This is a genomic window from Sphingobium sp. TomTYG65 (genome assembly GCF_055395525.1).
Genome location: NZ_AP027332.1, coordinates 135,289 through 149,382, shown reverse-complemented (window position 1 = coordinate 149,382; position 14,094 = coordinate 135,289). Strand labels below are relative to the sequence as shown.

Sequence of the window (14,094 nt, the reverse complement as noted above, 5' to 3'; positions counted from 1 at the left end):
AGACAAATTCATCCTGCTCAAGGGGTGCATCACCAAACTTGAGCGCAACCCATACGGCTGATTTTCCTATCACAAGCCTTAACAAGAATCAAGACTGGAGAGCCGCCACGACAACACGATTGAGATTGCCTTCTCCCCGCAGAAGGCAATGCTGCGCAAAGCGGGCGAGCGAACGTCAGCGGGCTTTGGGCCTGATCGAAAAGCTCGTCGATACTCCCAACCCGACGAATGCGCCAATTATGTCATATCGTGCGGATATAAACGGAATGAGTGGAATCAGCTATAAAGCAGTACCATCATAAATATTCGTCTACAAGAATAGAAGGGATCAAGAAATCATTGAAGAGTCGGCGCTGATCCTCACTGTTATAATCGTTGCGTAAAGTAACCACTGCATGAATATTTCTTATCCATTCCACAACTCTTTCATTTGACAATCCGGATCTCAACTTATCTTCGCGCCTCGCCTTATCGATCAATGGTGACCAAATTTGTAGCATGGATGATTGAATTTCAGGTGAACCACGAAATCGGAACTGCTCAAAGCCATGGTCGTCGCTGTGTTCGAATATTTCTTCCAAGAGCGAATCGCTATGCCGGGATTCTAAAGCGATCATGGATCCTTCAACCAGGGCAGTCTCTAAATTTTCGAATTGCTCGAATTCCAATTTGAGTTTCTTTCCCAGCTTAACAATCCGCTTGTTCGCGATGAATTCTAGCAGTGTAGTTCGGCTATCGAAGAGCCGATAGAGGGTTTGACGGGAAACGCCGAGCTCGTCAGCTATGTCAACCATCGACGTGCGATGCACACCGAAGCGCTTGAAACAACGTTCGGCTGATTGCGCAACCTGCGCGCACGTCAGGCTGCTACGGATACTACGCACTCTGCCTCAAACCCCTTCTATCTTGCATTTATCCTAGCGAGCTTGAATTTTGATGCAAGTGCGCCTGTGGATCGGATATGCGGCTTATACCTCGTGGCGACATATATAACCCCCGCAACAACCCATAGCAGTGAAGGCGCTGCAATCAGACGGCATCACTGACGTCGGGTTTAGGCCGGGTACGTTTTGGCGTATCAGCTCCGTAATCTCGACCACCGTATCACGCTTGAACTCATCACTGAAATAGGGCTTCCCTGTCATCGCTCCGGTCCTCAAAATTAGAACCCAAGGCGTCCAGAAATCTAGGGGCTTTCAAAAACAAAGGGCTACTCGCTTTAATCTAAAAATGGGTAGTCAATGTAACCAATTTCTTCTCCAATATAAAATGTCGAAGGATCCACTTCATTCAGCTTTTCTCTTTGCAGAAAGCGTCTGGGAAGATCTGGATTTGCGATGAAGGCAGTACCAAACGCCACCGCGTCCGCTTTACCCTCGCCTATTAGCGATTGTGCCGCGCGCGCGTCGAAACCGCCATTTGCGACAAGCGTACCATTGTAGGCTGACCGCACTAAACCGATCGGATCGATTCCTGGGTAGCTGTAATAATCCCCATAATCGGACACCTGCACATATGCCAGTCCACGATCGGACAGCATACGTGCGACATAAGCGTAAAGCGCAGTAGGATCATCATCATGCACGTCATGGAAGCGAAACGCTGGGGACAGTTTGATTGCCACGCGCCCGGCTCCGATCGCCCCGCTCACGGCATCGATCAATTCGAGCACGAAGCGTGCGCGTCCTTCTACTGATCCACCATAACGGTCTTCACGCAGGTTAGTGTTCGATGAAAGAAACTGCATCGGCAGATAGCCGCTCGCAGCGTGAAGCTCTACGCCACTCATCCCGGCATTCACAAGAAGCCGTGCAGCATCGGCATACCTGTCGATGAGCCCTGCAATTTCGTTCGTTTCGAGCGCCCGTGGCATGGGATAGGGCCCGTTCGGCTTCGGCGTGCTGAAACTCATCCCCCGGAAGTCCGGTGCAGGTGCGACGGCGGAGGGTGCAATCGGCAACGCGCCATCCGGCTGCAACTTAGGGAAAGATAAGCGGCCGCAATGCATAATCTGCGCAAAGATGCGCCCACCTTCGTGCGCCACAGTGCGCGCGACTTGACGCCAGCCGGCCTGATGCTCCAGGGTGTATGCGCCAGGCACACGATAGTAGCCGCTGCCTCGCGGCTCGGGATTGACGCCTTCGGTAATGATAAGACCCGCGCTCGCGCGCTGGCCGTAATAGGTTGCCATAAGCGAAGTCGGCACCTCATCATCATTCGCCCGATTTCGCGTGCACGGCGCCATGAAAATACGGTTCGGAAGGAGTTCGCCGCCGATTTCAATTGGGCTAAACAATGTCGGCATGTTTCAGTTCCTCTTATCTTGGCAAGAAGCGCCGCCACCTCGATTATCTGTGCCGCGAGAGGCCTCAGACCACTGCAGTGACAATGCGCATGGCGCTGGATTGCATCTGCAAGGCCGGTGCCTTTTTGTGCCGGCGAGCATGTTGCCCCGGATCATCCTTTTGACCGACCGCACTGATCGTTAAGAAATGTATGCAATAGGATGGAGCAATGAGTCAAGCTGCCCCCGAAAGCGCATCAGCAACTCCCTAATTACACACATTTCATGACGTGGTCGAGCGCTTGACAGACAGGAGAGAGATGGTACGTTGTATGCATAATGTGCGTTCGAGGATTTAGTATCGAACGAGGGCCGTTGGAGAAGAGAGAAATGGATGAGCTAACGCGTTTGTCGGAAATCGAAGCCATCCGATCGATGAAAGCAAGTTACTGGATCGGAGTCGACACAAAGGATTGGGACCTGTACAGTTCCACGCTGGCCGAAGACATCGTCATAGATTTCCGCGCGGATCGCGCGATGGCTAATGGACTGGCGAAAGCCGACGATCAGCCCTTGGACATTGCGCTGCGCGAAAAGGTGGAGGGAGTGACCCGGGGCCGCGACAATGTACTCGATGCAGCCCGAAATGTGGTGGGTCGGTGGACGACCGTCCATCAGGGCCATGCCCCGTCTATCACAATCCTCGATGATACGCGCGCGCGAGGCATCTGGCCTATGTCCGACATAATCAGCGACGGGACGCGAACGCTAAACGGCCACGGATTTTATCATGAGGACTATATCAAGCGCGACGGGCGCTGGCAAATCGCCTTTATGCGATTGTCCCGCCTGCGGATGGATGGCGAATATCCGACATCTGACTGGGCGGGATGATATGGGCGATTGAAGGGCTTGCCTTAATGTAGACGATAGCGCTCATTATCTGCCTAGAGGCTGTTATGAGCCAGCGGCGATGGCGGCAGCCTGCTTCATCATGATGCATGCGAAGGCGACGACATGCAGTCCGGCGAGTGTTTGGGCGTATCGTTCATAGTCTTTGACGAGGCGACGGAAGCGGGTTGCCCATGCGAATGATCGCTCGACGACCCAGCGGCGCGGCAGGAGCACGAAGCCGCGTTTTGCCTCGGGCAGCTTGATGACTTCCAGAGTGATGCCATGGGCGGCTGCGGCATTGGCGGCGCGCGCGCCGGTATAGCCCTGATCGACATAGGCGATGTCGATCGTGTCGCCGGTGACGGCCTGCATGGTTCGGGCGAGCCGTTCGACTTCGCCACGATCCTCGGCGCTGGCCGATGTCACATGCAGCGCGAGCAGATGGCCCAGCGTATCGACCGCCATGTGGAGCTTGGATCCCTTCTTGCGCTTGCCGCCGTCATAGCCGGCACGCTCACCACTCTCGGGTGTGGAACGCAGCGTCCGGCTGTCGATGATGGCGGCACTGGGTTCAGCGGCGCGTCCCGCAGCCAGCCGCAGCACGGCGCGCAAATCGTCCACCAGCGCCTCGAAGCAGCCCGCTGCCAGCCAGCGCTGCGTCTGCTGATAGACCGCTGCCCAGGGCGGCAGATCGTTCGGCATCCAGCGCCATGGCGCGCCCGTCTTCACGATATAGCGCAGGCCGTTGAATACTTCGCGCAGGCTATGCTCGCGCTGACCCGCATCCTCGCGCTGGAGCGTCAGATACGGCACGATCAGCAACCATTCTTCATCGGATACGTCAGACGGATAAGGCTTACGGCAAGGTTCCATCCAAGCCTTTGAATCTACTCAGACTCTCAAGTCCATAACAGCCTCTAGCGTCCCGCCCCTGCAAAGCGCGTGCCGCTTCATACTTGGCAGCAATCAGACCGCAATTCGACTTGCGTAGCCCTTCTTGGACACCCTCCCAGTCTTTTGACGCGCCTCGAGCGCCGCCTAATTTGCGACCAGCATTTGAGGGCTATCAGCGTGATCGCGCGGAGCAGCGCGCGGGTAAGGGCGCCCCAAAACCCTTCTCACCCTCACGCAAATCGAGGGCTCCAACGCCAGCTAACCTCATGATCGATCTCATAAAAAGATTGAATGTCAATCACACTCAATCGACGCGAGCATATGTTCCTCAAGCGTCTGGGCGATCGAACAGGTAATGCGCTCATTCATATCAGTCACTCTCGCGTCACTCAATATCGAAATATTCGCTGCGCCAATTTCCAACGTGGCAGTGACGACCTCGGAAGAAATCGGTGACAGTAAATTCAATCGACCGGCGTCTTTCGAGCCGGTGAACTATCAACAACCAATCCACCCAGCCCTGGCGCGAGAAATGCACCGGCCGATCCAACCTTCGAGCTGATTCCGGTCGAGCCCGGCAAACGCCGGCAGTGTTCCAGACCACGGCAAAGAAAAGCTTTCCAGGGCTCGGCATTAGATCACGCTCCTTCAACGCGGACCGGATGCCAACAGAATTGCGGTTGCTCGCACTCGTTTCCCGTGGTGGCAGTTCCGTCCTTTATGAAAACGCAGCCTCGGCATTAATAGCCGCCCCCCGTCCGTGAATTCGTCGGTGCCGAAGACGGTCATCCCTTGAGCAACGTTGATCTTGAATCGAACGATCCCGTTCCTAAGATACCCCGCGTCGATCGGCTCGACTGCGCGGCCATACTTACTGTTCAATGCAACTTTGTGCGACAGCTTTCCATGGCTGCCGCACACTGATGTAATTGCGCGATGCCATTCACCTCACCTTTATTCGGCAGCGCAATGGGCTCGTCTTGGCGTGTCGGCGCCTTGCTTATGCAAGCGGCGCGCGCAGGTGGGCCAAAGCCGTTGCCTCGAAATATTCGTCAATGCGCGTGATTTGGCTACCCGCGACCTTGCCGACCACGACCGCTGGCATCTCAATTACCTGTCCGTCGGGGCGGACCGCGATGAAAAGATGCTGCTGCACGAATCCGCCATCGAAAATGTTCAGCCTTCGGTCGACATAACTGCGCGAAACGAGCCGTTCCATGGCGCCCGCTATAGCGGTTAGGTTTTCTGCTTTCGTCTGCTCGACCTGATCATTATTGTGCCAGACAATAATATTTTCGGCATAAACCTCGGCGACAGCGCTTAAATTACCCTGTTCGACCGAGTCGAAAAGCTTTTGCACGACAGCCCGCGTTTCAGCCTCATTCATGAAAATCTCCTTGGACGCGCAGGATCAGTTTCCTACGCCCGGTAAATATATGGGAGCTAACATACACCTTAGTCTGCAGGAGCGATCGTGACCCTCACACATTCAACGTTTTCGGCAACGATTAATTGGCAGGACAGGCGGCTCCATTCGTTTCGGTGATCGGAGCTTTCGAGCAAGTCGCTTTCATCGTCGCTCATCTCAGGGAAGTCAGCCATGCTGTCTGCATCGATATAGACGTGACAGGTTGCGCAGGAACAGGCCCCACCGCACAACGCCAGTAGCTCATCATATCCATGATCACGCAATGTTTCCATGATTGATCGACCGGCAGCGACCTGGATACTGGCTTCTTCACCTGACTGACTTGTGACTAACAGGATGGGCATAGGTTTTTTCCAAGGATTTTGTGAAAAGTTAAAGGGGTGAGGTCGGTAACGCGTATGCGACAAGATAATCGCCGCGTTTGCTTTGGACGCCATAATGGCCACCCGCGGCAATAAGCACAAACTGCCGTCCGCTCTTTTTGGACAGGTAGGTCATCGGCGTAGCATTGCCGCCTGCGGGCAATTTGCTCTGCCAGACTAGCTTACCTGTCGTACTTTCAAAGGCGCGAAAGACGCCATCGCTTGTACCGCTCATGAAGGTCAGCCCGCCACGCGTGACGATCGAACCACCAAGGCTGGGCATGCCCATGGGCAGCGGCAGGCGCGATGCTATGCCAAGCGGGCCTGATCCGCGAGAATCACCTAGCCTCTGTGTCCAAACGACCTTTTGAGTGGTAAGATCAATCGCAGTCAGGTAGCCATAGTCAGGTTCCTGACACGGCACGCCCAGCGGGCTGAGGAAAGGTGCGATCCCCGCGGCATAGGGTGTGTTCGCTTGCGCCACGACACCCGCGATATTGCTGTGGCTGTTGGAGCTCATCGCCTTTACGCCCGTTTTGTTGGCCTCTGCCCGCGGTATGAGGCGCGAAGTGTTGGCCATGCGTACCGTGTTGACCATCAGCAGCTTGCGATCGGCGTCGATCGACACGCTGCCCCAGTTCATGCCGCCGCCATAGCCGGGATAGACGAGGTTGGTGTCAAGTCCGGGAGGTGTAAACGGCCCCTCATAACGCGCCTTGCGGAATGCGGTGCGGCAGAGCAGCTGGTCGAAGGGCGTCAGGCCCCACATCATCCGTTCCTCTAGCTTCGGCCCGGTGAGCGATGGCATGCCGATGGAGAAGGGCTGGGTAGGAGAAAGCCACTCGCCGGGCACGATGCCCGCTTGCGGCACGGAGCGTTCCTCCACCGGAAAGATCGGCTTACCGGTGGCGCGGTCCAGCACGAACAATTCGCCGCGCTTGGTCGCCTGTACCAGGGCCTTTCGAACGCCACCGCCGACGGGAAGGTCCACCAGCGTAGGCTGCGACGCGTTGTCATAATCCCACAGGTCGTGATGCACCGTCTGATACACCCAGCGGGGCGTGCCCTTTTCGGCATCGATCGCGACCACCGCGGTCGAATATTTGTCGTCGAACGGGCGCCGGTTACCGCCATAATAGTCCGGCACGGAATTGCCGGTGGGGGCGTAGACCAGCCCCAGTTCCTCGTCGGCGCTCATCGGCGCCCAACTGTTGGGCGTGCTCTTAGTATAGGTTTCGCCCTTGGCCGGTTCACCGGTCTGGCCGGAACGTCCCATGTCGAACGCCCAGGCGAAAGCACCTGACTTAGCGTCGAAGGCGCGGATGACGCCCGATGGTTCGCCCCAATATTGCCCGTCCGCGACCCAGCCGCCCACGACCACGCGACCGCGCACGATTGTCGGTGCGGAGGTCACGAAATAATAGCCTGGATCCAGCTTGCCCATGCCGGTGGCAAGTGACACGCGGCCCTTGTCGCCGAAATCTTCGCAAGGCTTGCCGGTCAGCGCGTCGAGCGCGACAAGATGTGCGTCCAGCGTCGCGTGGATGATCCGTTTCGCGCAGGCGCCGGTCGCGCCTGGCACCACATGATAGGCGACGCCGCGACAATTATTATAGCCAAAGCCCTTGCGGTCGATATTGGAAGCCCACCGCCAGACCTGATGCCCGGTTTCCGCGTCGATCGCGATCACGTCGCTATAGGCAGTACAGGCATAGAGCATGTCGCCGACCTTGAGCGGCGTGACCTCCAGATTGCCAAATTGTCCGTCGATGCCGGGGCCGGTCTGGAATTTCCACGCGACGTCCATCTTGCCGATATTCGATGGATTGAGCTGGTCCAGCGGGCTGAAACGCGCGCCACCTGCATCATTGCCGTAATTCAGCCAGTCGCCGCCCAGTCGCGTCGCAAGCGCGTTGCGCACCGGGGCTGCGGCCGACGCGACGCCTCGACCGAACACCGGATCGACGATGGGGCTCTGCGCGACCATGTTCAGCACGCCCCCCAGAAGGATGGCCGCCACCGTCCCAGCTACCGCAGCCTTTTTCCAGCGGCGCGGCGCCCGGCCGGTAAGCCGGTCCCGCAAGGCCCAGAAAAGCGGGGGCAATGCCAGCAGAAGAAACAGCCCCAGCCGCGGCATCAGCGGCCATCCACGGAAGCCGACTTCCCAGATGGCCCAGATGATCGTCGCCCAAAGGAATAGCGCATAACCGACCGCACCTGCCCAGCGCCCGCGCCAGCTTGCAATGGCTATGGCGACCAGTCCCAGCCCGGCCACGAGATAATAGGGTGTTCCTCCGAAACGAAGCAGGTCCACCCCTTGAAGGATGAGGGCAAGACCGAGAAGGCCGATTAATCCGGCATAGAATCTGAAGCCCAGCATCGACCGGGCACCGTTTTTCATCGTCATGCTTGAATCGGCCTTCTCAAGAAAATAAATGCGCTCTGTTTCAGCGCGTGTAGGCCAAGCCGCCGTTTACCGGAATGATCTGCGACGTGATGAAACGTGAATCGTCCGACACCAGAAAGGCCAGAACCGGGGCCAGATCGCGATACGCGTCGCCCAGCTTGCCGCCCAGCGGAACCATGTCGTGAATCTTGCCCTGATACTGGCGAACCTCTTCCGGGCTGAGCTTTGCCATGACTTCGCGTTCCAGCGGCGATTCCACGACGGGGTTCACGCTGTTCACGCGGATATTATATTGCGCCCATTCCTTCGCGAGCGTGCGGGAATAGGACATCACAGCGCCCTTCGACGCCGAATAGGCGCAGCTGTGGATCGGATCGTCCAGCAGGCCAGCATCCGACGCAAAGTTGATGATCGTTCCGCCATTGTCCTTCATGTGCGGGAAGACATTTTCACACACATAATGCAGGCCCTTGACGTTGACGGCGAGGGCGATGTCCCAATCCGTTTCCGGGATCGCGTCGGCGGGTGCGTGCGGCGCGACCCCGGCGATGTTGAACAGCGAATCCACGCCGCCCAACGTCTGCACGGCGAATGCCACCCCGGCCTTGATCGCGGAGATGTCGGTGACGTCGACGCTGCAATAGGTGACGCTGCCCGGCCCCTGTTCCGTGGCGGCCTTCGCCAGCGCCTGGCCTTCCTCGTCGCGAATGTCGAACGTCACGACCTGCGCGCCTTCATGCGCAAAATAGCGCGCGGCTTCGCCGCCGATACCGCGGGCGCCGCCCGTGACGATGATGCGCTTACCGGCAATTTTGGACATGGCAACACTCTCCTGAAATTCCTGTCGCGCAGATGATGCGCGCGGGAATGAAAATCGGGCTGCCCGGGCGGCAACGTGGGGAAACGTCACCGGCCATGGCAGTGGGGGAAGCGCTTAGCTCAGCGACATATGCTCGACATAGCTCCGCTTGGTGTCGTCGATCAGATCCTTTTCGATCCACTCATCCAGCAACGCGATATATTCGAAGGGGCCGCCGCCATACATGCCGCCCAGCAAAGTCGGAGACCCATCTTTCTTGCCCTCATTATTGAAATAGCCGGGCGTGCATTCCGCTTCGAACTGGGCAGTGTCACGCTGTCTCGCCCTCAGGGCTTCGTTCCATTTCTGCTCGGCCGCTTCGGTCACCTCGATCGTGCGGATACCATCCTTCAGGCATTTTCCGACGATCTTCGCCGCATGGGCGGTCTGGAACAGCGTGACATGGGAATAGCTGAACGATTGCGATGCCTGCGTGTAGGTGCCGACGATGTGGAAATTGGGGAAGCCCGCCGTCTTGGTGCCATGCACGGTGCGGGGGCCCTGCGCCCAGCGATCGGCCAGATCGACGCCGTCCCGGCCCAGCAGCGTATAGCCGCCCGACTTGTAGGAATAGGCGCCGACACGAAAGCCCGTGGCGAAGATGATGCAGTCGACTGGGTAGGATTGGCCGTCCACGATCACGGCATCCTCGGTGATGCGTTCCACGCCCTTGCCATGCGTATCGACCAGCGAAACATTGGTCCGGTTGAAGGTCGCATAATATTCGTCACTGAACAGCGGGCGCTTGCAGAAGAGATTATACCATGGCTTCAGTCGTTCGGCCATTTCCGGGTCGTCGATCTGCTCTTCGACAAAGGCGCGCAACTGCTGCATCTTCAGATAGTCTGCCAGTTGCATCTGTTCTTCGATCGGGGCGTTCTGGATCGATTCATTCTTTGACTCGCTCAGGAAACGAAGCAGTTTGGCATTGTCGGTCCAGCAGTCGCTGACCAGATCCTCGCCGCGTTCCAGACCCATCAGGGTACGCACGAAATTGTCGATGCGGCGCTGCTGCCAGCCGCTTTCCTGACCTTCGAACCACTGCCGGTCGGTGGGGCGGTTGTTGCGCCGGTCGACGGCGGAGGGGGTCCGCTGGAAAACATAGAGATGATCTGCGGACTCCGCGATGTGCGGCATGACCTGAATACCGGTGGCGCCGGTGCCGATCAACGCGACCCGCTTGCCGCGCAGCCCTTCCAAATTGCCGAACGCATCGCCGCCCGTGTAGCCATAATCCCAGCGGCTGGTGTGGAACGCCTTACCCTTGAAGCTTTCCAAACCGGGGATGCCCGGCAGCTTGGGCCGATGTAGCGGCCCGCTGCTGACCATGACGTGCGACGCCAGAATGGTGTCGCCCGCGCCGGTCAGCACTTCCCAGCGCGCATCCGACTCCACCCAGCGGATGGCATTGACGACGGTTCCGAACCAGGTCCGCTCATACAGATTAAACTTGCGGCCCAGCGCAGCGAAATGCGCCTGAATTTCGCTGCCATGCGCATATTTTTCGGCCGGGACGGTTCCGGTCTCTTCCAGCATGGGGATGTAGACATAGGATTCGATGTCGCAGCGGATGCCCGGATAATTGTTCCAGTACCAGGTGCCGCCGAAATCGCCACCCTGCTCGACGATCAGGAAATCGTTGACGCCTTCGCGTTGAAGGTTGATCGCCGACAGCACGCCCGCCATGCCGCCGCCCAGAATGAGCACGTCCACCTGTTTGGGAGCATCGCTGTGGCGGCCGGTTGCAGTGGATGCAGGATCGACGGCAAAGTTTGCGAAGCGTCCTTCCAGATCATGATATTGATCCTCGCCTTCCGCGCGGATGCGCAGATCGCGCTCCGCAAGATATTTCTGCTTCAGTTCGTCCGGATCGAATCCGAACTCAGCCAAAATATCGCTGGACTTGATCAAACTAACATCCTCTCGTTCACGCTTCATGGCGAAAGCGTCTCATACTTCTTGAAAGCTGCCGTGAAGGCACCGTTAGCTGATGTTTTCGTTCGGCGAGATCTATCAAGCGCTTCCTGCAAGGCTTTTACCCGGCATAATTGAACAGGCGTGCCGATGCAATCAAGAATCGCATACAATCTAACTCAAAGCGTTTTTACGTCAGGAAAGGTAACCGCGACGACGAATGCCCCGCAGGGACGGTGTTGAATCATCGAAAATAATGATATTAAAGTGAAATGTGAAATTGCGAGTCGTCTTTGATACCGACGCCCTTGAGATGTTGCTTGCATCTACTGCGCATTTGCGAATGCGTGCGACCTGCTATCAGCGCAATCAATAAAAGAATGTATGCTATCTGCGCAAATTTCTCAGTTAGCTGAGATCGTATCGTATCTTGTGTCATCGCACCTCAATTGTCCAATGAGAAAGGGCTCGTAGCGCTTCAAGGAAGACACTGCGAGCCCTGTCGCGCTCACGATACTTGGAGCCCTTCACGAACTCCGTAGGTTCAGAAGGTGAACGAGGCCGATGCGCCAAAGGTACGGGGCCGCCCCGCATAGCGCGAAAGCATGTCGCCCGCGCGGAAGATACTGGTCCAATAGTCCTTATCCCCGATATTACGGACCCACAGGGTGGCACGCCAGCCTTTGGCCGATTGCAGGCCAACCCGCAAATCTACCGTCACATAGGTGGGGTTAGCCAGAGCAGCCTCCTGGCCCAGGTCAGAATAGCTTTTCGAATACCATTGCCCTCCAGCGCCGAGGACGAGATTCAGACGATCAGCCACGGGGGTCTGATATTCAGCATCGAAGGTTGCCGACCAAGGCGGCGCATAGTTGAAATTCTTGCCGGTGGGATCGAAGGGCATACCTGTCAGACCGGAGTAAACCGTCTGCCCAGCCGCAAGCTTTTTGACCTTGGTGTCGATATAGGTGCCAGCCGCCCGAAGCGTCAAACCTGAAACCGGCTTAATCACAACGTCCGCATCAATGCCATTAACGGTGGACTTTGGAATGTTAATGATCAGCGAAGTTAGCGTCTGGAGTGAAGGGATCGGCAAATAGGTGTAGAACTGCTTGTCCCGATAATCATAGTGGAAGGCGGACACATTCAGGCGCAGATTGCGATCGAACAGTGCCAGCTTAGCGCCGATCTCATAGGACGTGAGTTGCTCCTGCCGGACCGGGACTGTGCCGGAATTGACGATGTTGGGCTGCACAGGGAACACGCCGGCCTTGAAGCCACGACTGACCGTGCCGTACAGCATGTTGTCCGGATCAATTTTGTAGCTGACGCTGGCGCGCCACGACAGATTGTCCTCCTTCTGAACGCCGTTCGCATAGATGGGGAGGAAGTCGGGAATGAGCCCTGCACCATTGGGATTGGCGACGTTGGGCACATTGTCATTGATCGTGCTGCAAGTGCCTGGCGCGAAGGCTCCTGCCGGTAGTGGACCCAAGCCTTGGGCATTGCGCACGGACTGCGAAACAAATCCGAAAATACCGCTCCAGATGCCGTTACCGCCATCGAAGGTGCAGCCATAGATCGACTGCCGCGTCCAAGTCTTGCGAAGGCCGGCACTGACGGTCAGGTTAGGAACGACCTTAAGGTCGATATTGCCGAAAATGGCGCTTGCCCGCGCGCGAAGATCATAGTTGATCCTGAAGTCTGTTCCCAGCGGAAGCGCCGACGCGCCATTGAACGTTTCGGTTACGCCTTCATTAATCCTGTCATTTGAATAGCTCGCCCCGACAACATAATCCAAGAACTTGCTCTCACCGACGGAGCCCGCGAGGCGTGCTTCCTGGTTAAATGTCTTCACATGCGCGAAAACGCCGGTATATGCGTTCGGCAGTGCGACGCCGTCGTAATTGATATTCGTTCCGTCCTGATCGAACTTGGCATAGCTGGTGAGCGAGGTGAAGGTCGCTGCGTCACTGAACTCATAATCAACGCGCAAATTTGCCTGAAGCATCTGGTTATGCGCATGGGTATTGAAACCAGAGTCGATGTCGGCATCCCGATTCTTGTTGCCTTGCGGATAGCCAACAAGTCCCGGCTGGGTGTTGGCCGGGTTGGCGATGCTGAGCAAGCCAAGCTGCGGTTGAATGCCTTCGCCATGGTCGTAATTGCCGTTTATGTTGATACCGACGGTCAGTCGCTCGCTCGGCGTCCAGTCCAACAACAGGCGGGCCGCACCGCGGTTCTGATCACCATTCTTGTTGTTGTTTAGATAATAGCCCTTTTGCCAGGCACCGAACTGCGTGGTCGATCCTGCGACGCGCGCCCGCAGCGTGTCAGTGATGGGGCCGCTGACATAGCCTTCTGTAGTCACTTCACCGAAATGGTTTACGTCGAAACGGATGCCGGCGCGCAGGTCGCTTGTGGGCTTCGCGGCGATAACGTTGACTAGGCCGCCCGTTGCATTCTGTCCAAACAACGTTCCCTGGGGGCCTTTCAGGACTTCGACGCGCTCCACATCCAGCATCATGCCGCCCGTCATGACCGAATACGGCAGCGGGGCCTGATCCACATAAACCGCGACCGCAGGAGGCGCCGATGCCTGCTGAGTGTTGAAGTTCACGCCGCGGATCGAGAAGACCTGAAAGCCGAAAACAGACGCAGCGGATGTAAAGCTGGGCGCGATCTTGCCCAACTGGGTGACGTCGGTGACGCCTGCGCTCTGCAGCTGGTCGCCAGTCGATGCAGAAATGGTAACTGGAACGTCCGACAGGCGCTCTTCGCGCTTCCGCGCAGTGACAACGATGTCGCCTGAGTCATTGGCATTCTGGGAAGCCGCCGGTGCAGATCTGTTAACTTGGAAAACGTCGAGTTGCGCGGCGGACTGTGCCAATGCGACGTTCGAAAGTGCCGCTAAACTCACTGCACTAAGCAGAGCAGAAGCCGCTCGCAAACGGATGCTGGCCATTCAATCCTCCCCAATATTTCATTTCATTCGACACCTTAGGACTTCAGCCAGAACTCGAACTCAGGCGTAGCTGGCACGTCCATTGG

Annotated in this window: 10 protein-coding genes; 1 reads left to right on the top strand and 9 read right to left on the bottom strand. The window is 57.1% G+C overall.

Going from position 1 to position 14,094, the window contains the following annotated elements; translation table 11 throughout:
• Positions 1-296 precede the first annotated feature (296 nt).
• A complete protein-coding gene (locus ACZ5Y5_RS20330) occupies positions 297-884 on the bottom strand; it encodes a TetR/AcrR family transcriptional regulator (RefSeq protein ID WP_464811898.1) in 588 nt (195 codons plus the stop codon).
• Between the two features lie 335 nt (positions 885-1,219).
• The gene (locus ACZ5Y5_RS20325; protein ID WP_464811897.1) at positions 1,220-2,305 is read right to left on the bottom strand and encodes an alkene reductase; all 1,086 of its coding nucleotides are present in this window, start codon (positions 2,303-2,305) and stop codon (positions 1,220-1,222) included.
• Between the two features lie 369 nt (positions 2,306-2,674).
• On the opposite strand from ACZ5Y5_RS20325, the gene ACZ5Y5_RS20320 reads away from it, so the two are divergent.
• Positions 2,675-3,178, top strand: coding sequence for a nuclear transport factor 2 family protein (locus tag ACZ5Y5_RS20320; RefSeq protein WP_464811896.1), 504 nt, complete (start codon positions 2,675-2,677; stop codon positions 3,176-3,178).
• Positions 3,179-3,241: 63 nt separating this feature from the next.
• On the opposite strand, the gene ACZ5Y5_RS20315 is transcribed toward ACZ5Y5_RS20320, so the two are convergent.
• From ACZ5Y5_RS20315 to ACZ5Y5_RS20285, 7 genes are all read right to left on the bottom strand, one after another.
• Positions 3,242-4,051 (bottom strand): IS5 family transposase, encoded by an 810-nt coding sequence (locus ACZ5Y5_RS20315; protein WP_464811895.1) that lies wholly within the window; start codon positions 4,049-4,051, stop codon positions 3,242-3,244.
• A gap of 1,021 nt (positions 4,052-5,072) precedes the next feature.
• On the bottom strand, positions 5,073-5,459 hold the full coding sequence (locus ACZ5Y5_RS20310; RefSeq protein ID WP_464811894.1) for a nuclear transport factor 2 family protein: 387 nt from the start codon (positions 5,457-5,459) through the stop codon (positions 5,073-5,075).
• 68 nt (positions 5,460-5,527) lie between these two features.
• The gene (locus ACZ5Y5_RS20305) at positions 5,528-5,845 is read right to left on the bottom strand and encodes a 2Fe-2S iron-sulfur cluster-binding protein (RefSeq protein WP_464811893.1); all 318 of its coding nucleotides are present in this window, start codon (positions 5,843-5,845) and stop codon (positions 5,528-5,530) included.
• Positions 5,846-5,873: 28 nt separating this feature from the next.
• The gene (locus ACZ5Y5_RS20300; RefSeq protein ID WP_464811892.1) at positions 5,874-8,243 is read right to left on the bottom strand and encodes a membrane-bound PQQ-dependent dehydrogenase, glucose/quinate/shikimate family; all 2,370 of its coding nucleotides are present in this window, start codon (positions 8,241-8,243) and stop codon (positions 5,874-5,876) included.
• Between the two features lie 67 nt (positions 8,244-8,310).
• Positions 8,311-9,090, bottom strand: a complete 780-nt coding sequence (locus ACZ5Y5_RS20295; RefSeq protein ID WP_464811891.1) for an SDR family NAD(P)-dependent oxidoreductase — start codon at positions 9,088-9,090, stop codon at positions 8,311-8,313.
• 114 nt (positions 9,091-9,204) lie between these two features.
• Positions 9,205-11,067, bottom strand: coding sequence for a flavin-containing monooxygenase (locus ACZ5Y5_RS20290; protein WP_464811890.1), 1,863 nt, complete (start codon positions 11,065-11,067; stop codon positions 9,205-9,207).
• A 520-nt stretch (positions 11,068-11,587) separates the two neighbouring features.
• Positions 11,588-14,008 (bottom strand): TonB-dependent receptor, encoded by a 2,421-nt coding sequence (locus ACZ5Y5_RS20285; protein ID WP_464811889.1) that lies wholly within the window; start codon positions 14,006-14,008, stop codon positions 11,588-11,590.
• Between the last annotated feature and the right edge of the window lie 86 nt (positions 14,009-14,094).